Genomic DNA, 26,022 nt, shown 5'->3' with positions numbered 1-26,022 from the left:
GAATTTGCCCATGACCACTTCTCACTACATCGCCGGCCGCTGGGTCGAAGGCCAAGGCAGCGACTGCATCAGCGTCAATGACCCTGCACTGGGCCAGCCTTTCGCCGAATTGATGGCCGCCAGCGTTGCCCAGGTCGACCAAGCCGTGGCCGCCGCGCGCGAAGCCCTGCCGACCTGGAAACAGACCAGCGCCAGCGAACGTGCAGCGTACCTGCGCGGTTTCGCCGAGCAGCTCGGGCAGCGCCGTGAAGCGTTGATCACCCTGCAGATGCGCAACAACGGCAAGCCGCGCCACGAGGCCGAAATCGACCTGGACGACGCGATTGCCACCTTCAACTACTACGCCGAACTGGCGGAGCAGTTGCCGCAAAAGAACCGCGACGTGCCCCTGGCTGCGCCCGGCTTCACCGCCCGCACCCGCCTGGAACCGGTCGGCGTGGTCGGCTTGATCGTGCCGTGGAACTTCCCGCTGGTGACCAGCGCCTGGAAGCTCGCCCCCGCCTTGGCCGCAGGCTGCACCGTGGTGCTCAAGCCTTCGGAAATCACCCCGCTGATCGAGCAGGCTTACGGCCAGATCGCCGAGGCCCTCGGCCTGCCCGCCGGCGTGCTGAACATCGTCAACGGCAAGGCCGAAACCGGCGCGGCGCTGAGCAACCACGCAGGCCTGGACAAGCTGTCGTTCACCGGCAGCAACAGTGTTGGCAGCCAGGTGATGCGCAGCGCTTCTGCCCAATGCCGGCCCGTGACGCTGGAGCTGGGCGGCAAGTCGGCGATCGTGGTGTTCGATGATTGCGATGTCGACCAGGCCGTGGAATGGATTGTCGCCGGCATCAGCTGGAACGCCGGGCAGATGTGCTCGGCCACCTCACGCCTGCTGGTGCAGGACGGCATCGCCGATGCGCTGCTGCCGCGCTTGCAGGCGGCACTGGAGAACCTGCGGGTGGGCAACCCGTTGAGCGAAGAAGTGGACATGGGCCCGCTGACCAGCCAGGCGCAGTGGCTGAAGGTTGCCAGCTACTTCGCCACCGCACGCGAAGAGGGCCTGCAATGCTTGGCCGGTGGCAAAGCGCTGGACCGTGACGGCTGGTTCGTCAGCCCCACGCTGTATGTGGACGTCCCGGCCCACAGCCGCCTGTGGACCGAAGAGATCTTCGGCCCGGTGCTGTGTGCACGGCGCTTCACCACTGAAGCGCAGGCGATCGCCGAAGCCAACGACAGCCGCTTCGGCCTGGTGGCCACGGTCTGCTCTGCTGACCTGGAACGCGCCGAACGCGTTGCCGATGCGCTGGAGGTTGGCCACGTGTGGATCAACTCGGTGCAGGCAGTATTCGTCGAGACCTCGTGGGGCGGAACCAAAGGCAGCGGGATCGGGCGCGAGCTCGGGCCCTGGGGGTTGTCGGGGTACCTCTCGGTGAAGCATGTGACGCGCTGCCTGGGTTAACCCCAGCGGCTGGTCAAGAAGCCCCTTGCTGACGGATGTCACAAGGGGCTTTTGCTTTGCGCTTGATTCTGTTTCACAAAGGCCCTCATGGCCACGTGACTTTTCAGTCATCGCGCAAAGTCCCACTTCCTGGTACCCCCACAATCACAACACCAGGCCGGACCACCATGCACCCTCAACGCACCGCCTTGCACAACGAACTGCACGCTCGCCCGTCGCTGTATTTCGACGGCCCGGCCCATGTCTTCCACCTCGCCTTGCTCGGCGGCGATGCAGCGTGCGCGGCGCTGCTGCAACGCTGCTGCCCAGAGGCGCAGGACATCAACGCAGCGCAGGGCATCACCCGGCTGGATGGGCACCCGTTCAAATGGGAACGGCACACCGAGTTCTTCACCCTGACCCTGGTGGTGCCCTGCTCCACCGCCAACACCGAGTGGCAAGCCCTGCCACAGGTGCTGGCCGAAGCCATCGCCCCGCAAACGGCGCAGGTGATCAATGCGGTGCAGGTGCTGGTCCGCGACGAACAGGACCTCGACCTGACCCACTACGGTTTCAAAGACCCCTGCGGCTCCTGTGTGGGCGGTGGCGATGCGTCGGTGTGGAGCGATTTTCGCCTGACCGAGGACGGTACCAACCGCTTCCTGTTCATCAATCGCCGCCTCAATGCCTATCGCCAGGGCCGCATGATCCGGCGTCTGCTGGAGATTGAAACCTACCGCATGATGGCCTCGCTGACCCTGACCACGGCCAAGGCCCTGAGCCAGGAGCTGGACGCCTTCGACAAGACCCTGGTGAGCCTGTCCGAACGCAGCGCCGGGGGCGATGGCCACGACTCCAAGGGGCTGCTCGATGCCATCGCCCTGCTGTCGCGCCAGGTGGTCAGCCACACGGTGAAGACCCGCCACCGCTTCGGCGCTACCCAGGCGTATGCGCAACTGGTGTTCGAGCGGTTGGCTGAACTGCGCGAAAGCCACGTGGGCGATTGCCAGCGGTTGGGCGTGTTCATCGAACGCCGCTTCAAGCCCACGGTGCGTTACTGCGCAGCTACCGAGCAACGGCTGGAGCAGTTGGCGAAGAATGTCGCCAACCTGGGGGACCTGCTGCAGGCGCGGGTGCAGGTGGAGATGGAAGAGCAGAACGCAGAGATCCTGCGCAGCCTCAATGCCCGGGCCGACGCCCAGGTGAAGATTCAGCGGGCGGTGGAGGGGCTGTCGATCATCGCCATCACCTATTACCTGTTGAACCTGTTCAAGCTGCTGTATGGCGGGCTGAATGTGCTGGGGGTGGGGCTGACGGCGCGGGATGGCTTGTTGGCGATGGCGCCGCCAGTGCTGTTAGTGCTGCTGGTGATCCTGGTCAGGATCAGGCAGGCCAAGCAGCATTGAAGCCGGGGCCGCTGTGCGGCCCCGGCTTCACGCCGGCTCGTCAGCCGGGCGCGCGCCCTCTTGCACCAACACCATGCTTTGCGGCGACGACAGCGGGATGCCCTCATCGCGCAACCGGCCAAGAATGGTGAACAGTAGGTCACTGCGCGTGCCCGACACCTGCCGCGGCCCCGCCACGTAACCACTGACGCCAATGACCATGCCGCTGGTGGTCAGGTCCTTGAACGACACCGAACACGCGGGGGCATCCAGAATCGCTTCGTGCTCCTGATACGCCGCCAGCAGCAACTCCCGCACACGGTTGGCATCGGTTTCCAGCGGCAAGGTCAGGGTAATGCTGACCACCCCAAGGGCGTTGCCCATGGTCACGTTGCGCACGTTTTGCGAGATAAACTGCGAGTTGGGCACGATCACCGTCGAGCGGTCAGACATCTGAATCTCGGTGGCGCGCACGTTGATGCGGCGGATATCACCCTCGACACCGGCCAGGCTGACCCAGTCGCCCACCTTCACCGGGCGCTCGGTAAGCAGGATCAGGCCAGAGATGAAGTTCTGCACGATCTGCTGCAGACCAAAACCGATACCGACCGACAGCGCACTCACCACCCAGGTCAGGCTGGTCAGGTTGATGCGCAGGGTCGACATCACCAGCATGGCCAGGAACAGGAAGCCCAGGTAACCCACCAGCGTCACCAGCGAGGCGCGCATGCCGGCGTCCATGTCGGTTTCTGGCAGCAGGCGCTCGCTCAACCAGCGCTTGAGCACACGAATGCCGAACATGCCGCCGAAGAACATCACCACCGCCAACAGGATGTCCTGCGGCACGATGTTCATGTTGCCGAGCATCTTGCCGCCGGTGTCGTCCCAATCCCCGAGGCTGAGCAGCAATTCGCCGGGGCTGGTGCCCGACGGCGTCAAGGCCAGCAGTACCGCAAGGAACAGCAACACAGTGCGACCAATGCCGGCGAGAATCGTGCTGGCCTGAGCCTGATGACGCGGCGCCAGGCCCAGCGTCGACGCCAAGGCCAGGCCACCGGGCTGACGAGGCGACAGCAGGGTCTCGCACAGGTCACCGAGGAAGGTGGTCAACAGGTAGGCGCAGGTGGCCACCACGCTGATCCACAGCAACTTGGCGGTCAGGAAGTAGGCCAGGGTCAGGAAGCCGGCCAGCAGTGCCAGCACGATCAACCCCACCCACACCACGATGACGAAGGGGATCAGCCCCGCCAGGCCGGTCGGGCGCTCCAGGTCATGCTTGCGCAAGGTGCGGCGGTAGCGCAGCAAGGCCACCGAGAAGATCACCGCCACCACCAGCGCGGTCAGGCCGTTGGTGGCCACGGTCAGCGCCAGGCTGGTGCCGATCACGCTGTTGATGCGCTCCTGGGTCAGCAGCACCATCAATGCCAGGGCCAGCAGTTTGGGGAACCAGCCCAGGGCGCTGGCCACTTCATCGTGGATGGGTGGCAGGCGCCAGGACGGGCGCTGCAGCATCAACATGGCGCGGCCCAGGCCCGAAATGAAGGCGCTGAACACCACCAGGGTGAGGATATGGTTGGTCAGGCTGGCGATGTCCGAACCCAGCTCTGCGCTGCTTTCCAGGCCCCAGCGCAGCAGTGACACGGAGCCAGCGATGGTACCCAGCGTCGCCAGGCTGACGCTCAGGGCCAAGGCGCTGCGGCGCAGGCGGCCTTCCGGTAGCCAGCGGATCATGGCGTCTGCCAGCAGGCGTTCGAGCAGGCGACGGACCAAGGTCCAGACCAGGATTGCCGCCACCAGGCTGGTCAAGAACAACCAGCGATGCTCGGCACTGAACGCGCTGGCCACGGCATCGGCCGCCTCGCCGCGCAGGTCTCGCAGGCGACTCAGGTCTTCAGCGGTAGGGCGGATCAGCGATTGCCAGAACGCCGGGGTCAGCGGGCTGGTCGCGCGGCTGGTGACCTGCGAGTTGAACTGGCTGCGGCGCAGGTTGACGATCTGCGTGGACAGGTCGCGGGCCGACTGGGTCAGCTTGGTCGCCTGTTCCTGCTCGGCCAGTAAGGACTTTTTCTGCGCCTCGAGGTCCTTGCGCTGAAGCGTGATGGTCGCGGTCTCGTCCGGCTGGGGCGGGCCAAGCACTTTGAGTTTGTCGTCCAGGCCCTCGACGTCGGTGGTCCGCAGCGCACTGAGTGCATCGGCCTGACGCTGAACCTGCATGGCGGCCTGGCGCAACTGCGAGAGCACGTCGTCATTGGCGTTGCTGGTGACGCCCTGGCGGATCTCGTCGAGTCGGTCATTCAGTTGCTCAAGGCTCGCGTTTTCTTCGAGCACCGGCAGTTCGGCAGCGGCCAGGCTGGAGACTGGCGTGGCCGGGGCGGACCAGGCCGGGGTGGCCAACGCCACCATCAGGGCCAATACGCCTAGGCAATAACGGGCAAGGCTGACACGCCTCATCGAACATTCCTCTATACATTTCGATTTGGCGGGGGATTCTACGCGGCTTGAGGCGATCAGGAGAGTGCCGTTTCTCGCTTGAGCAGTTGCTGCTTGCGCTCGACGCCCCAGCGATAGCCGCTGATATCGCCATCGCGGCGTACCACCCGGTGGCACGGGATAGCCACGGCAATGCGGTTGGCGGCGCAGGCCATGGCCACCGCACGCACCGCCTTGGGTGCGCCGATACGCTCGGCGATGTCGGTGTAACTGACCCGACAGCCGGCCGGCACCTCGCGCAGGGCCTGCCAGACCCGCTCCTGAAAAGCCGTGCCTTGCACATCCAAAGGCAGCGCCAGGCCCAGTGCTGGCGCTTCGACAAAGCCCACCACCTCGGCGACCACGCGTTCATATTCGTTGTCGCCGCCTATCAGCCGGGCGTTTGGGAACTGGTCCTGCAACGCGTGCAGCAGTGGCTCGGGGTCATCACCCAGCAGGATCGCGCAAATGCCCTTCTCGCTCTGCGCCACCAATATCGCCCCCAGCGAACACTGGCCCAGCGCAAAGCGAATGGTCGCCCCCTGCCCGCCGGCACGGTAGGCCTTGGGGCGCATGCCCAGGCGTTGCTCGGCACTTTCGTAGAAGCGGCTGTTGGAGTTGTAGCCGGCGTCGTAAATGGCATCGGTGACTGAGCGCTGGCCATTCTCCAGGTGCTCGCGCAGGCGCCTGGCGCGAAATGCCGAAGCGTAGGCCTTGGGGGTCAAGCCGGTTTCGGCCTTGAACAGGCGGTGCAGGTGAAAGGGGCTGACGGCCAGTTGTGCACTGAGTTGGTCGAGATTCGGCGAAATCTCTTCGCCCTCGATCAGGCGGCAGGCGCGGGTGACCAGTTCGCTACGCCGGGTTGCAGTGGCACGGCTCGCGCTCGTGCAACGCTTGCAGGGCCGGTAACCCGCAGCCTCGGCAGCGGCGGCGTCACTGTAGAACTCGACGTTCTCGCGCTTGGCCATGCGCGCTTTGCAACCAGGGCGGCAGTAGATACCGGTGGTGCGCACGGCGTAGACGAAGTGACCGGCGGCGTTGCCGTCGCGAGCCTGCACGGCCTGCCAGCGTTGTTCGGAGGTTGTGTAGGGTTTCATCGCGGGATACCTCTTATCTTTATCGCCTGTACCGGCCTCTTCGCGGGCAAGCCGGTGCAGGCACAGCAAACACCTCAGGCCCGCCACAGGTACCAGGCTGCCACGGTCCGGAACGGGCGCCAGCCACCGCCCAGCGAGCGCATCTGCGCCGGCGTCGGTGCCTTCTCCAGCCCCTTGAGCCGACGATACCCCTCACGCACCGCGAAGTCGTCGACCGGCAGAATGTCCGAACGCTCAAGGCAGTAGATCAGCAACATCTCCACCGTCCAGCGCCCTACCCCGCGCAGGGCCACCAGGCGTTCGATCAACGCTTCATCGGGCATGGCCAGCGCCTCCTCACGGCTGGGCACCACACCCGCCAGGCGGGCCTGGGCAATGCCCTGAACCGTGGCTGCCTTGCTCGCCGAAAAGCCGCACGCACGCATCGCCTCTGGCGTTACAGCCAGCAATTGCTGCGGTGCGGGAAAGCCGCCTGCGGGGAACAGCGCCAACAGCCGGCGCAAAATCGACTCGGCAGCGCGTGCATGCAATTGCTGGTAGGCAATCGCCCGTACCAGCGCCTCATAAGGCTCGCGTCCCGGCGTCGCCTGGTGCAGGCACGGCCCAATCGCTGCGATATGCCGCGCCCAGTCCGGGTCCGACTCGGCCAGGTAGCGGGCAGCTTCCCGGTAGGCTTCGGGCGAAAGGTCAGCCAGGATCATAGCGGCTCCAACACGTCGACTAGAGGCCAAGCTTAGCCCAACCGTTCATCGGCGAAACGCCGGATCTTGCGCGGCTAATTCCTGGCATACCATTGCTCTGCGGCGCGTTACCCGCATAGAATTGAGAACTATTCACAATCGCGCACGCTCACGGGATCAGGCCTTCGATACGATGCAGATCAACGACACGCTCAAGCCCACCGAGGTCGCTCTGCTCTATCAGTCCCATCACGCCTGGCTAAGTAGCTGGCTGCGCAGCCGGGTCGGGTGCCATGAGCATGCTGCCGACCTGGCCCAGGATACCTTCGTCCGGGTCTTGCGTGCCCGTCAGGCCTCACCGCTCAAGGAGCCCCGCGCCTACCTCAGCGCCATCGCCCGTGGGCTGATGATCGACCAGTTCCGCCGCCGCGCCCTGGAGCGGGCCTATCAGGAAAGCCTGGCCCACCTGCCTGAAGCCGAAGTGCCCAGCGAGGAACACCGGCTGGTCATCCTCGATACGCTGGAACGCCTCGACCGCGCCCTGCAGGCGCTGAAGCCGCGGGTGCGGCAGGCCTTTCTGCTGGCCCAGATCGACGGGCTGAGCATCGCGCAGATCGCCCAGCAGCTGGATGTGTCCCGCGCGACCATCGAGCGCGACTTGGCCAAGGCCCTGGGTGTCTGCTACCGGTTGCGTTATGTCGAACGCTGAGAACGCCCCCGCACAATCCCAGGTCGACCAGGCCATCGACTGGCTGGTGAAACTGCGCTTCGACACCCCCAGCCCGCGTACCGAGCGGCAATTCCAGCAATGGCTGGCCAGCCACCCACAAAACCCTCAGGCCTGGCAGCGTGTCAGCAGCCTCAGCGACGAGCTGGCCGGGTTGCCCAAGGCACTGAGCCGACGCACCCTCGACGCCAGCCAGCGCCAGCACAGCAGCCGCCGGGACCACCTCAAGCTGCTGGCGCTGTTGGCCGTTGGCGGCAGCCTGGGCTGGGCCGCACGCGCGCCCTTGGGCCTGCCGCAGCTACTGGCCGACAGCAGCACCGCGGCGGGTGAACGTCGGCAATTGCAAGGCAGTGATGGCAGCCGTATCCAGCTCAACACCGCCAGTGCCATCGACCTGCACTACAGCAGCGAACAACGACTGCTCGAACTGATACGGGGCGAGGTCAGCTTGGACGCCAACGCCAACGACAGCCGCCCTTTCCGCATCGATACCCTTGTCGGCACCTTGGGCACACTCGACGGGCAACTGCTGCTGCGCGAAAACGACAATGGCTTGTTGGTGGCCGTACGCCGTGGCGAAGTCACGCTGTTCCCCGCGTCGCCTTCAGCGCGGTTGGTACAGGCTGGCGAAACCTTGCAGGTGCAGGCCAACGGCAGCTTGCAGGCCGTGAACCTGCGCAGCGACCCTTGGGGCTGGACCGACGGCGTGCTCAGCGTGCAGCAGATGCCTCTCGGCGAATTCGCGGCGGAGCTGGCCCGCTACCGCCCGGGCCTGCTGCGCTGCGCCGACGAAGTGGCACACCTCAAAGTGTCCGGCACCTACCAGCTGGCCGATACCGGGCAGATTCTGCAATTGCTCACGCGCAGCCTGCCGGTGCGGGTCGAGTACCGCACACGCTACTGGGTGAGCATCGACGCCGCCTGAACCCCGCGTGGTCAGTCCGCCACCGCGCGCAAGCGCCCTGCCCGCCGGTACGACTGCCGGGCAAAACAGACGAACAACCCTGCCATGATCGCCAGCGCCATCGGCAACCCGTGCGGTGCCACATCCATCGCCGCGCCACTGACCAGCGGCCCGATCAGGCTGCCCACCCCCCACAGCAAGCCGACGCTGGCATTGGCCGTGACCAGGTCCTGCCCTTTGAAGCGCTGCCCAATCAGCACCAGCGCCAAGGTGTAGATGCCCCCCGCCACTGCGCCCAGCACCACCAGCAGCGGCCACAGCAACCAGGTCATCTGCAGCAGCCACGGCAGGCCGATGCCGATCAGCATCGCCACCAGGCCGCACACCAGGTGCAGCCCGGTGCGCTCGACCCGGTCGGCCAACCAGCCCAAAGGCAGCTGGAACAGCATGTCGCCAGCAAACACCACGGTCACCATCAGCGCCGCCACCCCCACGGCAAAGCCGTGACTGGTGGCGTACACCGGCAGCAGCGACAGCACCACGGCGTCGAAGAAGGAGAAGAACAGCACCGCGACGCACAAGGCCGGCGCCACGCGGAAGAACCCGGCCAGGCCGAAGCTTTTTTCGCCTTCTTCATGCTCGACGTAATCATTGGGCACGGTCAGCACGATGCACAGCAGCGCCAGGCCATAGCAGGCGGTGACCACGCCGGTGATCCATGGGCTGTCGGCGCCCAGCACGGCCAGCATTGCCGGGCCGAGTACTTGGAAGCCGGTAAAGCTGGTGGCGTACAGGGCCATGATTTTGCCGCGATTGTGCTCGGGGCACAGCTCGTTGACCCAGGACTCGCCCAGAATGATGGCGATACCCATGCCGATGCCCAGGCCCAAGCGCAGCAACGCCAGCAGCCAGATCGAGTCGAAAGCCGACTCCAGCAAGGCGATGCTGACGGTGCACAGGCTGAAGCAGAGCAAGTAGATGGTGCGCCGGGTCAGGCGCCGGCAGCAGGCGTCGACCATGAATGCCGAAAGCATCATCCCTGCTGCCGGGATGGCCGAAATAATGCCGATTTCCAGCGTGCCTGCGCCGGCCTCATGCAGGCGCAACGACACCAACGGCAGGCTGGCCCCGAGGCTAAAGCCCACCACCGACACGGCGAACAACAGGCCCGCCAGCAAACGCATGTTCATTTACCACTCCTTGCAAACCGAAAAGACGAGCAAACACGAGCGCGCACGCCGAGACGGCGGACGACGCAAAAGCGCGGATCAGTTCAGGGCAAGGTGAGGCGAGAAGGTGAAGGCAAACAGCACGCTGCGCCGACGCTTGAGCACCGTGTCGCTCGGCCACGCACGACGCAGGGCCTGGAGTGCAGGCTGGCGAGCAGGTGGGAGGGACGGGTTACGGCGCATTGCTTTGGCTACGCAGGTTGGAGAAAAGAGGCGGCACTCTAGGCTAACGGTGGTCGGGCCGTCAATCGTCAGGGGGCCGCCGCACGACCTATTCCGGCCAGTCCTGTGCTCGGCAGGGCTGCTCCTTGTGGGAGCAACTGTCCTTGCGCAATTTCTAAAAATTGACGTGGGAGCGGGCTTGCCGGCGATTGGGCTGCGCAGCAGCCCCTTACAGGCTCAACGCTTGCCGGTAGACGGCAGGAACACCGCCAACAACCCGAACAACGGCAGGAACGAGCACACGCCATACACGTACTCAATACCGCGCAAGTCCGCGACATAACCCAGCAGCGCCGCGCCAATACCGCCGAAGCCGAACATCAGCCCGAAGAAGATCCCGGCAATCATGCCCACGCTGCCCGGCACCAGCTCCTGCGCATACACCACGATGGCCGAAAACGCCGAGGCCAGGATGAAGCCGATCACCACGCTCAGCACGGAGGTCCAGAACAGGTCGGCATACGGCAGCGCCAGGGTGAACGGCGTCACGCCCAGAATGGAGAACCAGATCACCGCCTTGCGCCCGATACGGTCACCGATCGGCCCGCCAAAGAAGGTACCGGCCGCCACCGCGCCCAGGAACAGGAACAGGTGCAGCTGCGAGCTGGCCACCGAAACGTCGAACTTTTCGATCAGGTAGAAGGTGAAGTAACTGGTGAAGCTGGCCATGTAGAAGTACTTCGAGAACACCAACAGGCCCAGCACGATCAGCGCCGCGATCACCCGCTTGCGCGAGATGCCATGGGTGGCCTGCACCGCCTTGCGGGCCTTGGCCTGGTTGAGGTGCTCCTTGTACCAGCTGCGCAGCATCAGGGTCACGGCGAAGAAGAACAGCCCCGCCAGGCCAAACCAGGCCACGTGCGTCTGCCCGAACGGGATGACGATTGCCGCCGCCAGCAGTGGCCCCAACGCCGAGCCGGTGTTGCCGCCTACCTGGAAGGTCGATTGGGCCAGGCCAAATCGCCCGCCCGAGGCCAGCCGTGCGATGCGCGAGGTTTCGGGGTGGAAGGTGGATGAACCAATGCCCACCAGCGCCGAGGCCAGCAGAATCATCGGGAAGCTGCCGACAAAGGCCAGCATGACGATCCCCACCAGCGTGCACAGGGTGCCCATCGGCAGCAGGTTGGGTGCGGGCCGGCGGTCGGTAAAGAAGCCAACCCAAGGCTGCAGCAGCGAGGCGGTTATCTGGAATGTCAGGGTGATCATGCCGATCTGGGCGAAGCTCAGGTCGTAGTTGGCCTTGAGCATCGGGTAGATCGCCGGCAGCACCGACTGGATCAGGTCATTGATCAAGTGCGCCAGGGCGCAGAAGCCGATGATGCGCATCACCAACGGGTTGGCAGGGTTCGCCGCTGCGCTGGTGGACGCCGTGGAGGTGCTACTGATGGCCATGTGCCTGAATCTCCGTCCGCAGGTTTGGGATCCGATTATCGGGAAACAAATAGATACATAGCTACCTTTTTTATCCCTCCGTCGAAACGTACTTGTAAATGGTTCTCAATATAATTAGCATCCTCGACTCATTCCCCTGTCATCGTTGGGCGAAACGGCCCCTATCGTGAGCAGACCGATCCCATGAGCCCGATGCCCGCCAAGCAACCGCAGCCCGACCCTCAGCAGGAAGCCCTGGAGTGGTTTTCCCGTTTGCGTCAGCCCGGCTGTGACGAAGGCGAACGCCAGGTGTTTGCTGCCTGGTGCCAGGCGCCGCAGAACGCCCAAGCCTACGCTGAACTGGAAGCCTTCTGGCAACAGCTGCAACCGCCACCGGCACGCCCCCGACCGCGGCAGATAAACACGCGCCGCAGTCACTTGGGCAAATGGCTGGCGCTGCTGTTTTTGCTGGTGCTGGGCGCTTTGGCCTACGTGTATTGGCCACTGATGCAACGCCTGGGCAGCGAACTGCACACCGACGTGGGCGAACGCCGCAGCTTGCGCCTGCCCGACGGCTCGACCCTGCACCTGGACAGCGCCAGCGCGATGAACGTCGACCTGCGTGGCCGTACCCGCCAGCTGCACCTGGTGCAAGGCCAGGTGTACCTGGAGGTCCTGCTTGACGGCCGGGCCATGGAGGTAGAAGTGGGCGATGCGCGCATCCAGGTATTTGGTACCCGCCTGCAAATCGCGCGCTATGCGCACCACGACGAACTGGTGGTGCTCAGTGGCAAGGCCATGGTTGTGCAGGGCGGCGAGCAGCGCCTGGTCTCGGCGGGTGAACGGGTGAGCTTTGATGGCACACGGATGGATACTGTGCAAAAGGCCGATCCGAAGACCGCCGACAGCTGGCGCAACGGCCGCCTGCGCGCCACCGATATGCCGCTTGGGCAGGTGCTGGAACGCCTGGCGGGCTACCAGGGCGAACGTCTATGGATAGTCGACGCACACACCGCCCATCGGCGCGTGAGCGGCGATTTCAACCTCGACCGCCCTGCCGAAAGCCTCGCCGCACTGGCCAGCGCCCAGCAATTGCAGCTGCACAGCATGCTCGGGCACTGGCTGATCGTTCGCTGAAGGCGGGCCTGGCGGCTAAGTTTTTGAAAGCGTGCAAATTTTTTTTGAAATGAGTGTTGACAGAGGGGCATCACAAGGGAATAATGCGCGCCATTGGCTACATAGCTCAGTTGGTTAGAGCATAGCATTCATAATGCTGGGGTCCGGGGTTCAAGTCCCTGTGTAGCCACCAAACATGATAAAGGGCTTACCGAAAGGTAGGCCCTTTTTCTTTGCCTGCGAAAAAGTTACGGCCTCTCCGGCAACTGACCCAGTGCGATGTGCTAAACCCACACAGCTGTAAGCAGTGCTAGCACTACCACCAGGGCCAGCACTTTAATTGTCAGAGCCGTGCGCGCGGCAGGCGCATGCTCGTGCGAAGAGGTCAGGGTTTCCTGCATGCGCTTAAAGGCTTCGATGTGCTCTTCATCTTGTGCCAGCCAGACACGAAAAGCCTTGCGCTCGCGGCCACTGGGCTGGCCGTCGAGGCGCGCCAGCCATTCGACGGCTTCGTGTAGGATTTCTGGGCTCATGGCTGCACCCCATTGAGGCATTGGCGCAACCACACCAGCAGCCACTGGTGACAGCCCCTGAACCAGTCATCCAGGCAGTCTGCGGCGGGAAATGGAGGTATTTTCATCGCGAGGCTTCGCAAATGGGAATGATTCTATTCTAAATTGCCACTACCCGACATGCAATCACCGGCTTGACGCAGGTTTTCACTTGCCTGTCCGAAGGATCCTGCCTGATGCGATCACATCGCTACAACTGATAGAAATACCAGGTGCCCACCCTGCCCTGTCAGCGCACACTCGCCATTACAACTGCCAGACCAAGGCCGATCAGCGCCAGGCCAATCACTCGGTCCATCATGACTTGCCGCTCGATCATCGCCTTGCGCAACGCCGTGCTGGAGAAGAACACCGCCACCAAACTGAACCACACCCAATGGGCAAACGACATGAACGCGCCGTAAGCGAAGTCCAGCGCCAGCGGGCTGCCCGGCTGCACCACCTGGGTGTAGGCGCTGATGACGAAGAGCATGGTCTTGGGGTTCAGGGCATTGGTTAAAAACCCCGTGCGCAGTGCCGCCCACAGGCTGGCGCCGGTGTCTTGGCCAATGCCGTCGAGGCGGATACGCGTGGTGTTGGTCAGCGATTTGTAGCCTAGGTAGATCAGATACCCCGCCCCCACGACCTTCATGAACAGGAACAGGGATGGGCTCTGACTGATGATCACAGCGATGCCCAGCACCGTATACAGCACATGCACCTGCACACCCAAGGCGATCCCCACGGCAGCCGCCAGTCCGGCTTTACGGCCCTGCGCATAACTGCTGCGGGTGACCATGGCGAAGTCGGCCCCCGGGCTGATGACGGCAAGGATGGTGAACAGGGCTACAGCGATGAGTTCGGTCATTGGCAGGTCTCGATTGGCGATGAAAATGCACAGACGCGCCGATTATCCTGGGCTTATGGGCCGCTAAAAATCGATTTATAGTGGCGGATATTCGATAGTTTTTCTCACAGAGGTGAAGTGCTTGTACTGGCCTCTTCGCGGGCAAGCCCGCTCCTACAGGTGCTGTGCACACTTCATGAGTGCGCGATCCTTGTGGGAGCGGGCTTGCCCGCGAAGAGGCCGGAACAGGCACCACAAAACCATGAAACTGCCCCCTCTCAACGCCTTCCGCTACTTCGACATTGCCGCCGAAACCGAAAGCTTCGTGCGCGCCGCCGAGCGCTTGCATGTCACCCACGGCGCGGTCAGCCGGCAGGTACGGCTACTTGAGGAAAGCCTCGGCATCGAACTGTTCGAGCGCCGCAACCGGGCCATCTTCCTCACCGCCGCCGGCCGAGCGCTGCATGGCACCACCCAGGCCATGTTCGAACAGCTCGAAGGCGCCGTGCAGCGCCTGCAACAGCAGGAGCGCGACAACGTGCTGGTGCTCTCCTGCGAGCCCACCATCGCCATGCGCTGGCTGATCCCGCGCCTGCCCCGCTTCCACAGCGCCCACCCCGACCTGCAACTGCATCTGGTAGCCGCCGGTGGGCCGCTGGACTTCGCGCGCAGCGGCGTCGACCTGGCGCTGCGCCGCGATGACTTCCACTGGGACCGTCAACTGCATCACCGCAAGATCTGCGACGAATGGATCGGCCCAGTCTGCCGCCCCGGCGCCACCACCGGCCTGGACGGCCAGCGCCTGTTGCACAGCCGCACACGGCCCAGCGCCTGGCCCACCTGGCTACGCCTGAGCGAACAAAGGGCCGCGCACACCGAGCGCAGCGACTATGAGCATTTCTACTTGTCGATCCAGGCCGCCAGTGCGGGCCTGGGCCTGGCCATGGGGTCAGCCTTGATGGTGCGCGACGAGCTCGACAGCGGCCAACTGCAGGCCCCTTTCGGCTTCCTGCGCGACGGCTCGGCCTACCACCTGCTCAGCCCGCAGCCGCTGGACGAGGGAGGCAAGCGCCAGCGCTTCGCCGAATGGGTGATCGACGAATGCCAGGCCTGCCTGGCTCACTTGGGTTTGATACAGAACGACGACCCGGCGCTGCCATCGCCACCCCAAGTGCGGTAGCCGGCCGTGTCGACATGAATACGACCTGACGGGTAGCGGCCCAGGCCCATGTTCCAGGCTTGGCCATGCTGTTGCCAGAAACGGCACAACGGGTTGGGGTCGGCCCAAGCCGGCAACAACATATCGACGGCGAAGGCGCGGGTGTGGGCGCTGTTGGCGGCGCCACCGGCGCAGACGTTCAGGCGCGGGTCACGGTAGGCCGAAACCACCTCGAACTGGCGCAGGATGCCTTGATCGCCGAGGGTTCTGAGCAGCGACAGCGTCGAGCGCACCGCCGGCCATTGGCTGGCCGGCGGCACCGCAAACGGCGACGCCCGGCACAGCTTCCAGTCCGAGGCCGAGCGAAGCAGTTGGTGAATAGGCACCACCCCGTACAAGCGGGCGTCTACCAGCATCTCGCGGAACGGGCGAGTCTGATGATCGCCAGCCCATTGGGCGAACATCCACACGTCGCGGTCATCGGCCTGCGCCGCATTGACCGCCCACATCCCCGCCACCAGCAGTAGCCACTTCGTCCCTGTCATCCCTACTCCCGGCTCAAGCCTCATGGCCTGTAATTGGGGCCGCTTGGCAGCCCATCGCCGCGACTGGTCACCACGACAATACCTCAGGTATAGCGCAGTTATAGAGAGGCTCCCACACCTGTGGGAGCTCCTATGGTTTTTGCCGTTAGTCCAACGCCCGCAATCGATACTGCGGCGGCAGTTGGGCGAACCCGCTGATGGTGGTGTCCAGGCTCTTCCAACGCCCGTCCTTGATGCCGTAGATGCAGCCATGCACCGACAGCTCCTGCCCACGGTGCCAGGCGTTCTGCACGATGCTGGTGTGGGCCACATTGGCGACCTGCTGGATCACGTTCAGCTCACACAGGCGATCGACCTGCGCCTCTTCGGTTTCAAGCTTGGCCAGCTCACCGCGCTTTTCGTAGTACAAGTCGCGAATCGAACGCAGCCAGCCGTCGATCAAGCCTAACTGGCGGTCCTGCATGGCGGCGCGCACGCCGCCGCAGCCGTAGTGGCCGGTGACCAGAATGTGTTTGACCTTGAGCACTTCGACGGCGTACTGGATCACCGACAGGCAGTTAAGGTCGGTGTGCAGCACGACGTTGGCGACATTGCGGTGGACGAACAGGTCGCCGGGCAACATGCCGACGATCTCGTTGGCCGGCACACGCGCATCGGAGCAGCCGATCCAGAGGAATTCCGGGGTTTGCTGACGGGCCAGTTTGGCAAAGAAATCGGGGTCACGCTGGGTGATGGCATCGGCCCAGCGCGCATTGTTATCGATCAGTTCCTGCAGGTCGTGCATGGTCTTGCCTCATCAGGTTGTACCTGTGTGACTGGACCTGCGCCTGAGGGGTCACTCCTCGAACAGGGTGCAGGCCATCACCAGGGCATCTTCACGGCCACCTGCGACCGGGTAGTAGTCACGGCGGCGGCCGATTTCGTTGAACCCGTAGCGCTCGTACAACCGATAGGCCGACTGGTTGCTGGCGCGCACCTCCAGGAAACACTCGCGCCCATTGAGCTGGTAAGCTCGCGCCATCAGGTGCTCGAGCAGCCGCAGGCCCAGGCCACACCCCTGGTTCTCGGGTTTGACGGTGATGTTCAGCAGGTGCGCCTCGTCGATGATCACGTTGATCACGCCGTGGCCGACCTGCTGCTGGCCATCGAACATCAGCCACACTTCGTAGGACTTGAGCGCATCCTGAAAGATTCCGCGGGTCCAGGGATGACTGAACGCGGCATATTCGATCTTAAGCACGGCATCCAGATCCGCCTCGGTCATCGGGCGGAAACTGATCGATTCACTCATTCAACGCTCTTCCAGCGCGCCATCAGCTGGCGCATGGCTTTCCAGACGTCCGCCTTGCGCTGCGGCTCGTCCATCAACAGTTCAAGGCCCGGCAAGGCCCAGGCGTCGCCCAGGCCCTCGAGCTTCAGTACTTGGTAGTAGGTGTGCGCGTCGGCATTGCCGGCGAAGCGCAGCGCGGGCAGGCCGATCAGCCACAAGCAGTTGCATGGGGCTTCTTCCAGGCGTGCCTGAATGAACCCCTGGACAAAATCGCGTGCTGCGTCCGGGCCCTGGTCCATGTTGCCGCGCACCAGCAACGGCCAGCGTACCGGCTCGCCGATGATCTGCGGGGCGTCGGGCAGGCCGGCGGCGCGCAGCATGTCCTTGAGCAGCAGGTAGGACGGGTCGCGGCTTTGGAACGGCTGGCCGGTGGCCAGTTCCACCAACAGCAAGCAACTGCCGGCGCGCAGCAACTGCAGCGAGAAGCGTGGCGGCGGCACCGGAGCCGGGCGCGGTGCGGGTGCTTCTGGTTCCGCTTCGGCTGGCTTGGCGGCGGGCTTTGCGGTGCTGCCAGGGCGCGGAATTTCGATTTTCGGGCGTTCGCCAGATCGCGCCTGAGGGGCGGCTGGCGCCGGCTGGTTGGCCGCTGGTGCAGGCCTGACCTCGAAGTCGATGTCTTCGACCGGCGCCACCGGCAATAACAGTTCGGGGCGCGACGGTGCGGCGAACGGCAGTTCGGCGCGCGGCAGCCAGTGCACCACTTGCATGGCGGAGAGGTAGGCGCGGCGACGGGGTTCGGTCAGCACGGGGCGGGTATCCGGAGGGTTGAATCAATCGGGCATTCTAACGCGTACGCCTTGGGTTTTGCAGTGTTGTTGAGACCGAGCGCCGCCCGCGCGGCGCTCGGTCTCAACACCGCCACAAAAGCAACGCCATACACACGCAAAGCAAAGGGACATCTCTCATTACAGACCAAGGGGTGAAATCCTCCCCCTTGGATGCAGTACAATCGCCCCCTTTTTCTTGGCAACGAGTCGAAGCCAATGATCGAACCCAAGCGCGTCCTGCGCGCCCTAGCCGAACACTGGGCCCTGATCGAGCCGCTGTGCGAACGTTTCGACCAGGGCACCCTGAGCCTGGTCGAACTGCGCCAGCATGTGGCCCGCCAGCAGGTCGAAAGCACCCCGCAGGACATCACCCAGCTGCTCGACGTGTGGATCCGCCTGGATATCCTGGTCCCGGTGGCCAAGAGCCCGAACCGCTTCGAGCTCAACGCCCAGATCCACGACTTCCTCGCCTACCTGCGCCGCGAACACCGCTTGGGCCTGTGCCTGGAGATCGAAGCCTACCTGCGCCACCTGGAGCGCCTCGCCGGGCATATCCAGGACGCCTTCGACAACCGCGACAGCGACGACCTGGCGCGCCAGCTGCGCCTGCTCGACATGCGCGTGCGCGATGTGCTCAAAAAGCTCGACAACGACGAGCAGGCGCTGGTGGCCGTGGCCGAACGGGCCAAGACCAGCAACCGGCAGATTCCGCTGCGCCAGCGCTACGCCGAAGTCCTCGCGACCTGGGACGAATACGTCGAGCCGATGATCCAGCTGGTCAACGCCGACGGCGCCTTCGAACAAGGCGTGCGCAAGGTCGAGACCGTGCTGCTGCGCCTGCTGGGCGAACAGGCGCGCCTCGGCCACCTGGTCGACGACGACATGCTGCTGCGCACCCACGCGCGCATTCTGGAAATGCAGACCAGCGCCCAGCTGACCCTGCGCCACGCCCGTGAACTGCTGCTGCCCCTGCGCGAAGAAGCGCGCCGGCACAACGCCGTAACCCGTGGCGCTGCGTTGGCCCTGTCGGTGATCCGCCGCAAGGGCATCGATGCCGTGCCGCAAGCGGCCATGCCGATGTTCACCCGGCCGCAGAGCACCTTCCTCGGCAGTGCCAGCCAGGTCGAGGCCTATGTTTACGCTCTGGCCCGTTTCGAGCCCAAGCCTGCGCGCTTCCCCAAGGCGCACAAGACCGACAAAGACCCGCTGCCGCGCGCGCCACGTACGGTCAAGGAAATGCTCGAACGCTGCGAGCAGGCCCTGCCGCTGCCCGACCTGATGGTCTGGCTGCTGGACCAGGAGCCCGAAGGCGCGACCGACGAACTGCTGTACTGGTTCTCGCGCCTGTCCCGAGAAAAGCGCTTCAAGCGCGAGCGCCTCGAGCGCCGCGACTACACCACCCACGAACACCTGGTCAGCCTGCGCTCGTTCGCCCTGACGTCCAGCCGTGAAGACGTCGCCCGAACGACTGCCGAATCCAACGCGAGCCCAGCCAATGCATCTTGATCTTTCCGAACTGTCCCAGCTCGCGCCGATCTTCCGCGAGCTGTTCAAAGGTTTCCACGTGAGCCGCCGTGACCCGGAGCTGTACGCTCAGCTGTCGAACTTCCAGGACCAGTACCGCACCCTGTTCAAGGCCCTGGGCTTCGAGCTGGTGTGCGACACCCGTGGCTTCTATTACTTCGTGCCCGAGCTTGCCGCCGCCCAGGTCAACAAGACCGCACAGCGCCTGTCGTTGTTCACCTTCATCCTGGTCGAGCACCTCGCCGACCAGGGCCGCGACCCGATGGCCGTGCTCGACGGCGGCAGCATCGGCCGCGACGAGCTGCCCTCGCTGCTGGACAAGTACCGCGACCTGTTCCTGCAGGCCGAGGTGCAAACCGTTGAAGAGCTCGAAGAGAAAATCCTCCGGCGCATGACCCAGCTCGGCTTCGCCCACGAGGAAGGCGGCATCTACCGCTTTCTGCCGCCGATGCACCGCTTCCTCGATGTGTGCCTGTCGGTCCAGCAGGACCGCGACCTGGCTGCCACCCTGCACAGCGACCTGCCCTTGCCGACACCGGTACTGGTCGAGGAAGAAAGCCCGGAACAACTCAACCGCACCGACGACCCACTCGACCTGTCGCCGTTCGAAGGCGACGAGAGCGAAGAGGACGCCCTGGCCCGGGCCATCCGCGAAGAGCAACAGGAGATTGACGCATGAGCCAGGAACGCTACGGCATCCGCCGCTTTGCATTGCTCAACACCGCCGGTTACAGCCTCGGCCTGTTCCCGCTGGAACACCCGCTGTCGGTGTACGGCGCCAACAACCTGGGTAAATCGGCGTCGATCAACGCCCTGCAGTTCCCGATTTTGGCGCGCATGTCCGACATGAGCTTCGGCAAGTACAGCCTGGAGCAGTCGCGTCGTTTCTACTTCGCCAGCGATACCTCGTACATTCTCTGCGAACTGAACCTGCCCCACGGCCCGCACGTGATCGGTGTGGTCGGTCGCGGCCCGGGTGGCGGTTTCGGCCACCAGTTCTTCGCCTACAAAGGCGAACTGGACCTGGCCCACTACCAGAAGAACGACACCTGCCTGCGCCAGAAGGAGCTGTTCACCAACCTGGAGCGCCTGGGCCTGAAGGCCTACGAGCTCAAGCCCGACGAACTGCGCCGGCTGCTGGTCGGCGGCCACACCTCGGTGCCGCTGGACCTGACCATGATCCCGCTGCGCTCGACCAGCGAGCAAAGCCTGAAAACCTTCCGCGCGCTGTTCATCAACCTGCTGCACATGCGCGAAATCACCGCCGCCAAGCTCAAGCAGCTGTTCCTCGACGCCTTCGAGCACAGCCTGCGCTCGGGCAGCGTCGATTACATCGCAGCCTGTGAAGAAGCCTTCCGCGACGTGCGCCGCATGGAGCAGGACTACAACGCCCTGGTCGCCGCCGGCCCACTGGTCGAAGCCCTGGCCGGTGGCGTGGCCCAACGCGACATCCTGCGCGGCAAGCTGCACCGCCTTTCGCCACTGCTCGACAACCTGCTGGGCACCTGGCAGGAATACGCCATGGCGCGCAAGGAAGAGCTGGTCATCCAGTCCGAGCATTATCGCGGCGAACAGGACCGGTTGCAGAACGACCAACGTGGCGGCACCCAGGAGCTGATGCGCCTGGAGCGTGAAATCACCGGCATCCAGCGCTGGCTTGGCGAGCTGTCGGTGCTCAAGCACCGCTTCGCCCTGGTCGATGACGTCAAGGTGCTGGAGCAGCAGTTGCTGGCCGCCAAAGACGCCCACGACGAACTGGCCGGCGCGCTGGCCCAATCGCGGCAGTTCTCGGCCGAAGACCTGGATGAGCGCGTACGCGACCTGGAAAAACGCCTCAAGCAGGTTCGCCAGCAGCTCGACCACGCCGACAACAACAGCTACGCCCGCCTGCGCGAAGAGTTCTCGCAGCAGGATGTCGACCGCCTCATGCGCCTGTTCAACGGCGCCCTGTTCAGCCTGCCGCTGGGCGAGCGTGGCATCGAACTGGACGACAGCGACCTGTGGGTAAAGTCGCTGGAAGCCGTGCTCGACGGGTTCAAGGGCGAGCGTTTCGAAGCGCCCGGCCTGTCCATCGACCTGTCGCACATCGACCCACCGGCCCTTCAGGCCCTGGCCGACCGTGCCGCCCTTCGCGACCAAAAAGAGCGCCTGGAAAAAGAACTCAAGCAGCTCAAGACCCAGCAGGCCGTAGCCGCCGACCGCTCCGCCTCCAAGGCGCAGACCGAAACCCTGTACCAAGCGGTACTGGACGCGCAAAAAGCCCTGGAAGACTTCCGCCGCAGCGAAACCCTGGCCGCCGAAGAGCCCGAGAAACTGGAACAGCTGTCGCAACTGGAAGCCGCCCAGGACGAGCTCAAGCGCTCCAGCGACGCCTTCACCGAACGTGTCCAGCAACTGTCGGCCAAGCTGCAACTGGTCGGCCGGCAGATCGGCGACCTCGAGTCCAAGCAACGCACCCTGGAAGACGCCCTGCGTCGCCGCCAGCTGTTGCCGGCCGACCTGCCCTACGGCACGCCGTTCATGGAAGCGATCGACGACTCCATGGACAACCTGCTGCCGATGCTCAATGACTACCAAGACAGCTGGCAGAGCCTGCAGCGGGTGGATAACCAGATCGAGGCGCTGTACGCCCAGGTGCGCCTCAAGGGCGTGGCCAAGTTCGACAGCGAAGACGACATGGAGCGCCGTCTACAACTGCTGGTCAACGCCTATGCGCACCGCACCGACGAGGCCCTGACCCTGGCCAAGGCACGCCGCGCGGCCGTCACCGACATCGCCCGGACCCTGCGCAACATCCGCAGCGACTACGACAGCCTTGAGCACCAGCTGGCCCTGTTCAACCGCGAGATCAACAAGCGCCAGGTGTCCAACCTGGAGAGCTTCCGCGTGGTGCTGGCGCCGAACAAAGAGGCGCTCAAGCACATCGATCAGATCATCCACAGCGCCGGGCAGTACGAGGAAGGCGAGACCCTGTCGGTGTTCGACCTGACCCAAAGCTCGGACCAGGACCACAAGAACGAAGAAGCCAAGGAGTACCTGGCACGGCTGGTGGCGGCCAACCACAACCAGCTTGGCCTCAAGGACCTGTTCGAGCTGGCGTTCGAGATCACCAAGGTCAATGGCCAGCCGGTGATCCACGCCGACATTGACGGCGCCGCGTCCAACGGCACCACCATGACCATTAAGGCGCTGACCAACATGTACTTGTTGCTGCACCTGATGGACCGCGACCTGGCCGGGCGCATTCGCCTGCCGTACTACCTCGACGAGGCGGCAGACATCGACGAACGCAACCAGGCGGCACTGCTGGAGACCAGCTTGCAGCTGGGCTTCGTGCCGATTCTGGCGAGCGTGAAGCCGCAGGTGTCGGCCAAGGTGGCGATCGACCTGGAAGGTGGCAGCGGGCCGAATGGCATCTACATCGACGAGGCGGACTGGAAGTTCATCAGCCGGCTGGATGAGGTGAAGGCGGACGTGCACGAGGATCAGGCTGAGGCGTTGGCCTGATTGTTGTGAACGGGGGCCGCTTTGCGGCCCTTTCGCAGCACAAGGCTGCTCCTACAAGGGGACGCAGCTCAGATCTCTGTAGGAGCAGCCTTGTGCTGCGAATGGAGGCCAAAGGCCTCCCTGCTTTTACTGGGCTATCAGTGAGCCCAAGGCAAGATCGGAATCGCCGTCACCGCATTCTGCGGGCTGCCTTCGATCATGCGGTCGCTGTACACCAGGTACACCAGGGTATTGCGCTTCTTGTCGAGAAAACGCACCACCTGCATGGTTTTGAACACCAACGAGGTGCGTTCCTTGAACACTTCCTCGCCATCTTTCAATTCGCCCTTGAAGTTGATCGGCCCCACCTGACGGCAGGCGATCGACGCCTCTGCCCGGTCCTCGGCCAGGCCCAAGCCACCCTTCACGCCGCCGGTCTTAGCCCGCGACAGGTAACAGGTCACGCCCTCGACCTTGGGGTCATCGAATGCCTCGACCACGATGCGGTCGTTTGGCCCGACGAACTTGAACACGGTCGACACCTGGCCGACCTCCTCGGCACCGGCCAGCATCGGCAACGCCAACGCTGCCACGGCGATCATCCTTTTCAACATGCCCACGCCCTCAGACCAGAACCAGGTTGTCACGGTGCACCAGCTCGGGCTCCGCGCTGTAGCCCAAGATGCTTTCGATGGCATCGGACGGCTGGCCAATGATTTTTTGCGCCTCAAGGGCGCTGTAGTTGGCCAAACCGCGGGCCACTTCCAGGCCATCAGGGCCGACGCACACCACCATCTCGCCACGACGGAAACTGCCCTGCACGGTCTTCACGCCCACCGGCAACAGGCTCTTGTTGGCCTGGCGCAGCGCCTGCACGGCACCGGCGTCCAGCACCAGCGTGCCGCGGGTTTGCAGGTGCCCGGCCAGCCACTGTTTGCGCGCTGCAAGCATGCCGCGCTCAGGCGACAGCAAAGTCCCCAGGCGCTCACCCGTCTTGAGGCGGTCGAGCACGCGCTCGATACGGCCACCGATGATGATGGTGTGGGCACCGGAACGTGCCGCCAGGCGTGCCGCGCGCAGCTTGGTTTGCATGCCGCCACGGCCCAGGGCACCGCCGGTGCCACCGGCCACTGCGTCGAGCGACGGGTCGTCGGCGCGGGCTTCGTAGATCAGCTGGGCTTCAGGGTTGTTGCGCGGGTCGGCGTCGAACATGCCGTCGCGGTCGGTGAGAATCACCAGCAGGTCGGCTTCCACCAGGTTGGCCACCAGCGCAGCCAGGGTGTCGTTGTCACCGAAGCGGATCTCGTCGGTGACCACAGTGTCGTTCTCGTTGATCACCGGCACCACGCCCAGGTCGACCAGCGTGCGCAGGGTGCTGCGGGCGTTGAGGTAACGCTTGCGGTCAGACAGGTCGTCATGGGTCAGCAGAATTTGCGCGGTGTGCTTGCCGTGCTCGCCGAAGCTCGACTCCCAGGCCTGCACCAGGCGCATCTGGCCGATCGACGCGGCCGCCTGCAGCTCGTTCATCGCGCTCGGTCGCGAGGTCCAGCCCAACTGGCTCATGCCAGCTGCCACGGCCCCCGAAGAGACCAGCACCAACTCCACGCCTGCTTCACGCAGCGCGACCATCTGCTCGACCCAAACGGCCATTGCGCCGCGGTCGAGGCCCTTGCCATCGGCGGTCAGCAGCGCACTGCCAATCTTCACGACCCAGCGCTTGGCGCCCGTCACCTTGCTTCGCATCTTCTTCCAACCTATGTCGAATCTGTAGAGACCGTAGATACAAAAACGCCGCTCCAGAGAGCGGCGTTTAGTGTACTGCAAGCGGTCAGTCGCGCACGTAAATGATTTCTGGGCCGTCTTCGTCGTCCTCGAAATCATCGTCCCAACCGTCATCGTCGCCGATGTCGTGGACGCTCTTGACGCCAGTGCGACGCAGGGTGCGGGCGTCGTCCAGGGCCTGCAGCTGAGCACGGGCTTCGTCTTCGATGCGCTGATCGAGGTCGGCCAGCTCTTCGGCGTAGGCCGGGTCGTTGGCCAGGCGATCGGCGCGGTCTTCGAGGTAGCGCATCAGGTCGTGGCTGAGCTTGTCGGTGCCCTGCTTGGAGATCGCCGAGATCACGTAGACCGGGCCTTCCCACTGCAGACGCTCGACCACTTCCTTGACCCGCTCGTCGCGCTCGTTTTCCATGACCATGTCGGCCTTGTTCAGCACCAGCCAGCGCTCACGCTCGGCCAGCGACGGGCTGAAGCGGGTCAGCTCGTTGACGATCACTTCGGCGGCATCGGCCGGGCTGCTTTCGTCCAGCGGCGCCATGTCGACCAGGTGCAGCAGCACACGGGTACGTGCCAGGTGCTTGAGGAAGCGGATACCCAGGCCTGCACCGTCGGAAGCACCTTCGATCAGGCCAGGGATGTCGGCGATGACGAAGCTCTTCCAGCGGTCGACGCTGACCACACCCAGGTTCGGCACCAGGGTGGTGAACGGGTAGTCGGCGACTTTCGGCTTGGCGGCCGACACCGAACGGATGAAGGTGCTCTTGCCAGCGTTCGGCAGGCCGAGCAGGCCGACGTCGGCCAGTACCTTCATTTCCATTTTCAGGTCGCGCTGATCACCCGGCTTGCCTGGGGTGGTCTGGCGCGGCGCACGGTTGGTGCTGGACTTGAAACGGGTGTTGCCCAGGCCGTGCCAGCCGCCTTGGGCGACCATCAGTTTCTGGCCAGGGGTGATCAGGTCACCGATCACTTCCTGGGTGGTGGCGTCGATCACCGTAGTGCCGACGGGCACGCGCAAGAACAGGTCTTCACCCTTCTTGCCGGTGCAGTCGGTGCTGCCACCGTTGGCGCCACGCTGGGCCTCGTGGTGACGGGTGTAGCGGTAGTCGACCAGGGTGTTGAGGTTTTCGTCGGCGACCATGTAGACCGAACCGCCGTCACCGCCGTCACCCCCGTTAGGGCCACCGTTTTCGATGAATTTTTCGCGACGGAAGCTCATGCAACCGTTACCGCCGTCACCGGCTTTGACTCGAATCGATACTTCGTCAACAAACTTCATTAAAACCGCCTCTCGTCGGCAGACGAGCTGAATACTTAAAAAACCTGAGGCTCTTGCAAAAATGAGCGCGGCGGCCCCGTACGACCGTAGAAACCCACGCCGGCAGCCCATACAAACAGCTTTGCAAGAGGCTCACCA

General features: G+C 64.3%; 23 protein-coding genes and 1 tRNA gene. 10 read left to right on the top strand and 14 right to left on the bottom strand.

Annotated elements, in window-relative coordinates; all coding sequences use genetic code 11:
* Window positions 1–10: 10 nt before the first annotated feature.
* Window positions 11–1,441: an aldehyde dehydrogenase family protein gene (locus LOY53_RS03700; protein WP_252826662.1), complete on the top strand. Its 1,431-nt coding sequence runs from the start codon at window positions 11–13 to the stop codon at window positions 1,439–1,441.
* A gap of 167 nt (window positions 1,442–1,608) precedes the next feature.
* Entirely contained in the window at window positions 1,609–2,826 is a 1,218-nt protein-coding gene (locus LOY53_RS03695) for a DUF3422 domain-containing protein (protein WP_252826661.1), read from the top strand.
* A 27-nt stretch (window positions 2,827–2,853) separates the two neighbouring features.
* On the opposite strand, the gene LOY53_RS03690 is transcribed toward LOY53_RS03695, so the two are convergent.
* The 3 genes from LOY53_RS03690 to LOY53_RS03680 form a co-directional block, all read right to left on the bottom strand.
* Complete coding sequence (locus LOY53_RS03690) at window positions 2,854–5,256, bottom strand: DUF3772 domain-containing protein (RefSeq protein WP_258703615.1); 2,403 nt, start codon at window positions 5,254–5,256, stop codon at window positions 2,854–2,856.
* Between the two features lie 56 nt (window positions 5,257–5,312).
* Window positions 5,313–6,371 carry a bifunctional DNA-binding transcriptional regulator/O6-methylguanine-DNA methyltransferase Ada gene (gene ada / locus LOY53_RS03685; RefSeq protein ID WP_252826658.1) on the bottom strand — a complete coding sequence of 353 codons (1,059 nt, stop codon included), beginning with the start codon at window positions 6,369–6,371 and terminating at the stop codon, window positions 5,313–5,315.
* A gap of 74 nt (window positions 6,372–6,445) precedes the next feature.
* Window positions 6,446–7,072 (bottom strand): DNA-3-methyladenine glycosylase, encoded by a 627-nt coding sequence (locus LOY53_RS03680; protein ID WP_252826656.1) that lies wholly within the window; start codon window positions 7,070–7,072, stop codon window positions 6,446–6,448.
* A gap of 172 nt (window positions 7,073–7,244) precedes the next feature.
* Between LOY53_RS03680 and LOY53_RS03675 the strand changes: the two genes are divergently transcribed.
* Both LOY53_RS03675 and LOY53_RS03670 read left to right on the top strand, forming a co-directional pair.
* Window positions 7,245–7,760 (top strand): sigma-70 family RNA polymerase sigma factor, encoded by a 516-nt coding sequence (locus LOY53_RS03675; protein ID WP_099428301.1) that lies wholly within the window; start codon window positions 7,245–7,247, stop codon window positions 7,758–7,760.
* Window positions 7,747–8,703 carry a FecR domain-containing protein gene (locus LOY53_RS03670; protein ID WP_258703614.1) on the top strand — a complete coding sequence of 319 codons (957 nt, stop codon included), beginning with the start codon at window positions 7,747–7,749 and terminating at the stop codon, window positions 8,701–8,703. The genes LOY53_RS03675 and LOY53_RS03670 overlap by 14 nt, the downstream gene beginning before the upstream one ends.
* 11 nt (window positions 8,704–8,714) lie before the next feature.
* On the opposite strand, the gene LOY53_RS03665 is transcribed toward LOY53_RS03670, so the two are convergent.
* On the bottom strand, window positions 8,715–9,872 hold the full coding sequence (locus LOY53_RS03665) for an MFS transporter (protein WP_027594504.1): 1,158 nt from the start codon (window positions 9,870–9,872) through the stop codon (window positions 8,715–8,717).
* Between the two features lie 438 nt (window positions 9,873–10,310).
* Window positions 10,311–11,525 carry an MFS transporter gene (locus LOY53_RS03660; protein ID WP_258703613.1) on the bottom strand — a complete coding sequence of 405 codons (1,215 nt, stop codon included), beginning with the start codon at window positions 11,523–11,525 and terminating at the stop codon, window positions 10,311–10,313.
* Window positions 11,526–11,717: 192 nt separating this feature from the next.
* Here LOY53_RS03660 and LOY53_RS03655 point away from each other — a divergent pair, with 192 nt between their 5' ends.
* Complete coding sequence (locus tag LOY53_RS03655; RefSeq protein ID WP_258704153.1) at window positions 11,718–12,641, top strand: FecR domain-containing protein; 924 nt, start codon at window positions 11,718–11,720, stop codon at window positions 12,639–12,641.
* A gap of 95 nt (window positions 12,642–12,736) precedes the next feature.
* Window positions 12,737–12,813, top strand: a tRNA-Met gene (locus LOY53_RS03650).
* A gap of 91 nt (window positions 12,814–12,904) precedes the next feature.
* Here the strand turns inward: LOY53_RS03650 and LOY53_RS03645 are convergent.
* Complete coding sequence (locus LOY53_RS03645; RefSeq protein ID WP_099452872.1) at window positions 12,905–13,153, bottom strand: DUF4880 domain-containing protein; 249 nt, start codon at window positions 13,151–13,153, stop codon at window positions 12,905–12,907.
* A 268-nt stretch (window positions 13,154–13,421) separates the two neighbouring features.
* On the bottom strand, window positions 13,422–14,039 hold the full coding sequence (locus tag LOY53_RS03640) for a LysE family translocator (RefSeq protein ID WP_252826652.1): 618 nt from the start codon (window positions 14,037–14,039) through the stop codon (window positions 13,422–13,424).
* 241 nt (window positions 14,040–14,280) lie between these two features.
* Between LOY53_RS03640 and LOY53_RS03635 the strand changes: the two genes are divergently transcribed.
* Entirely contained in the window at window positions 14,281–15,198 is a 918-nt protein-coding gene (locus LOY53_RS03635; protein ID WP_258703612.1) for a LysR substrate-binding domain-containing protein, read from the top strand.
* Here LOY53_RS03635 and LOY53_RS03630 read toward each other — a convergent pair.
* The 4 genes from LOY53_RS03630 to LOY53_RS03615 all read right to left on the bottom strand — a co-directional run bounded on the left by LOY53_RS03630 (window position 15,138) and on the right by LOY53_RS03615 (window position 17,798).
* Window positions 15,138–15,722: a D-Ala-D-Ala carboxypeptidase family metallohydrolase gene (locus LOY53_RS03630; protein ID WP_258703611.1), complete on the bottom strand. Its 585-nt coding sequence runs from the start codon at window positions 15,720–15,722 to the stop codon at window positions 15,138–15,140. The two genes, LOY53_RS03635 and LOY53_RS03630, sit on opposite strands and share 61 nt — an antisense overlap.
* Window positions 15,723–15,867: 145 nt before the next feature.
* Window positions 15,868–16,506 carry a carbonate dehydratase gene (gene can, locus LOY53_RS03625; protein WP_027594511.1) on the bottom strand — a complete coding sequence of 213 codons (639 nt, stop codon included), beginning with the start codon at window positions 16,504–16,506 and terminating at the stop codon, window positions 15,868–15,870.
* A gap of 51 nt (window positions 16,507–16,557) precedes the next feature.
* On the bottom strand, window positions 16,558–17,013 hold the full coding sequence (gene rimI / locus LOY53_RS03620; RefSeq protein ID WP_099452868.1) for a ribosomal protein S18-alanine N-acetyltransferase: 456 nt from the start codon (window positions 17,011–17,013) through the stop codon (window positions 16,558–16,560).
* On the bottom strand, window positions 17,010–17,798 hold the full coding sequence (locus LOY53_RS03615) for an energy transducer TonB (protein ID WP_085274312.1): 789 nt from the start codon (window positions 17,796–17,798) through the stop codon (window positions 17,010–17,012). The genes rimI and LOY53_RS03615 overlap by 4 nt, the downstream gene beginning before the upstream one ends.
* 237 nt (window positions 17,799–18,035) lie before the next feature.
* Between LOY53_RS03615 and mksB the strand changes: the two genes are divergently transcribed.
* Genes mksB through mksF form a run of 3 tightly spaced genes read left to right on the top strand, consistent with a single transcriptional unit; the run spans window position 18,036 to window position 22,850 of the window.
* The gene (mksB, locus tag LOY53_RS03610) at window positions 18,036–19,325 is read left to right on the top strand and encodes an Mks condensin complex protein MksB (protein ID WP_027594514.1); all 1,290 of its coding nucleotides are present in this window, start codon (window positions 18,036–18,038) and stop codon (window positions 19,323–19,325) included.
* Window positions 19,315–20,022, top strand: a complete 708-nt coding sequence (gene mksE / locus LOY53_RS03605; RefSeq protein ID WP_099428293.1) for an Mks condensin complex protein MksE — start codon at window positions 19,315–19,317, stop codon at window positions 20,020–20,022. Before mksB ends, mksE begins: the two co-directional genes overlap by 11 nt.
* Window positions 20,019–22,850 (top strand): Mks condensin complex protein MksF, encoded by a 2,832-nt coding sequence (gene mksF / locus LOY53_RS03600; RefSeq protein WP_252826648.1) that lies wholly within the window; start codon window positions 20,019–20,021, stop codon window positions 22,848–22,850. Before mksE ends, mksF begins: the two co-directional genes overlap by 4 nt.
* 137 nt (window positions 22,851–22,987) lie before the next feature.
* On the opposite strand, the gene LOY53_RS03595 is transcribed toward mksF, so the two are convergent.
* The 3 genes from LOY53_RS03595 to cgtA all read right to left on the bottom strand — a co-directional run bounded on the left by LOY53_RS03595 (window position 22,988) and on the right by cgtA (window position 25,884).
* Entirely contained in the window at window positions 22,988–23,443 is a 456-nt protein-coding gene (locus LOY53_RS03595; RefSeq protein ID WP_172960338.1) for a CreA family protein, read from the bottom strand.
* Between the two features lie 10 nt (window positions 23,444–23,453).
* A complete protein-coding gene (proB, locus tag LOY53_RS03590) occupies window positions 23,454–24,572 on the bottom strand; it encodes a glutamate 5-kinase (RefSeq protein WP_027594518.1) in 1,119 nt (372 codons plus the stop codon).
* 85 nt (window positions 24,573–24,657) lie between these two features.
* On the bottom strand, window positions 24,658–25,884 hold the full coding sequence (gene cgtA / locus LOY53_RS03585) for an Obg family GTPase CgtA (protein ID WP_258703610.1): 1,227 nt from the start codon (window positions 25,882–25,884) through the stop codon (window positions 24,658–24,660).
* Between the last annotated feature and the right edge of the window lie 138 nt (window positions 25,885–26,022).

It is taken from the genome of Pseudomonas sp. B21-031 (assembly GCF_024748985.1).
GTDB lineage: Bacteria > Pseudomonadota > Gammaproteobacteria > Pseudomonadales > Pseudomonadaceae > Aquipseudomonas > Aquipseudomonas kermanshahensis.
The sequence above is the reverse complement of the archived record's forward strand: the minus strand, read 5'-3'. Positions and strand labels throughout refer to the sequence as shown.

What these genes read in the sequence shown, in the direction of transcription:
- proB (WP_027594518.1), bottom strand. Translation starts at nt 24,572, where the DNA reads ATGCGAAGCAAGGTGACGGGCGCCAAGCGCTGGGTCGTGAAGATTGGC.
- LOY53_RS03680 (WP_252826656.1), bottom strand. Translation starts at nt 7,072, where the DNA reads ATGATCCTGGCTGACCTTTCGCCCGAAGCCTACCGGGAAGCTGCCCGC.
- cgtA (WP_258703610.1), bottom strand. Translation starts at nt 25,884, where the DNA reads ATGAAGTTTGTTGACGAAGTATCGATTCGAGTCAAAGCCGGTGACGGC.
- LOY53_RS03670 (WP_258703614.1), top strand. Translation starts at nt 7,747, where the DNA reads ATGTCGAACGCTGAGAACGCCCCCGCACAATCCCAGGTCGACCAGGCC.
- LOY53_RS03700 (WP_252826662.1), top strand. Translation starts at nt 11, where the DNA reads ATGACCACTTCTCACTACATCGCCGGCCGCTGGGTCGAAGGCCAAGGC.
- LOY53_RS03660 (WP_258703613.1), bottom strand. Translation starts at nt 11,525, where the DNA reads ATGGCCATCAGTAGCACCTCCACGGCGTCCACCAGCGCAGCGGCGAAC.
- mksE (WP_099428293.1), top strand. Translation starts at nt 19,315, where the DNA reads ATGCATCTTGATCTTTCCGAACTGTCCCAGCTCGCGCCGATCTTCCGC.
- ada (WP_252826658.1), bottom strand. Translation starts at nt 6,371, where the DNA reads ATGAAACCCTACACAACCTCCGAACAACGCTGGCAGGCCGTGCAGGCT.
- LOY53_RS03675 (WP_099428301.1), top strand. Translation starts at nt 7,245, where the DNA reads ATGCAGATCAACGACACGCTCAAGCCCACCGAGGTCGCTCTGCTCTAT.
- rimI (WP_099452868.1), bottom strand. Translation starts at nt 17,013, where the DNA reads ATGAGTGAATCGATCAGTTTCCGCCCGATGACCGAGGCGGATCTGGAT.
- LOY53_RS03635 (WP_258703612.1), top strand. Translation starts at nt 14,281, where the DNA reads ATGAAACTGCCCCCTCTCAACGCCTTCCGCTACTTCGACATTGCCGCC.
- LOY53_RS03690 (WP_258703615.1), bottom strand. Translation starts at nt 5,256, where the DNA reads ATGAGGCGTGTCAGCCTTGCCCGTTATTGCCTAGGCGTATTGGCCCTG.
- mksF (WP_252826648.1), top strand. Translation starts at nt 20,019, where the DNA reads ATGAGCCAGGAACGCTACGGCATCCGCCGCTTTGCATTGCTCAACACC.
- LOY53_RS03595 (WP_172960338.1), bottom strand. Translation starts at nt 23,443, where the DNA reads ATGTTGAAAAGGATGATCGCCGTGGCAGCGTTGGCGTTGCCGATGCTG.
- LOY53_RS03695 (WP_252826661.1), top strand. Translation starts at nt 1,609, where the DNA reads ATGCACCCTCAACGCACCGCCTTGCACAACGAACTGCACGCTCGCCCG.
- LOY53_RS03640 (WP_252826652.1), bottom strand. Translation starts at nt 14,039, where the DNA reads ATGACCGAACTCATCGCTGTAGCCCTGTTCACCATCCTTGCCGTCATC.
- can (WP_027594511.1), bottom strand. Translation starts at nt 16,506, where the DNA reads ATGCACGACCTGCAGGAACTGATCGATAACAATGCGCGCTGGGCCGAT.
- LOY53_RS03665 (WP_027594504.1), bottom strand. Translation starts at nt 9,872, where the DNA reads ATGAACATGCGTTTGCTGGCGGGCCTGTTGTTCGCCGTGTCGGTGGTG.
- LOY53_RS03630 (WP_258703611.1), bottom strand. Translation starts at nt 15,722, where the DNA reads ATGACAGGGACGAAGTGGCTACTGCTGGTGGCGGGGATGTGGGCGGTC.
- mksB (WP_027594514.1), top strand. Translation starts at nt 18,036, where the DNA reads ATGATCGAACCCAAGCGCGTCCTGCGCGCCCTAGCCGAACACTGGGCC.
- LOY53_RS03655 (WP_258704153.1), top strand. Translation starts at nt 11,718, where the DNA reads ATGCCCGCCAAGCAACCGCAGCCCGACCCTCAGCAGGAAGCCCTGGAG.
- LOY53_RS03645 (WP_099452872.1), bottom strand. Translation starts at nt 13,153, where the DNA reads ATGAGCCCAGAAATCCTACACGAAGCCGTCGAATGGCTGGCGCGCCTC.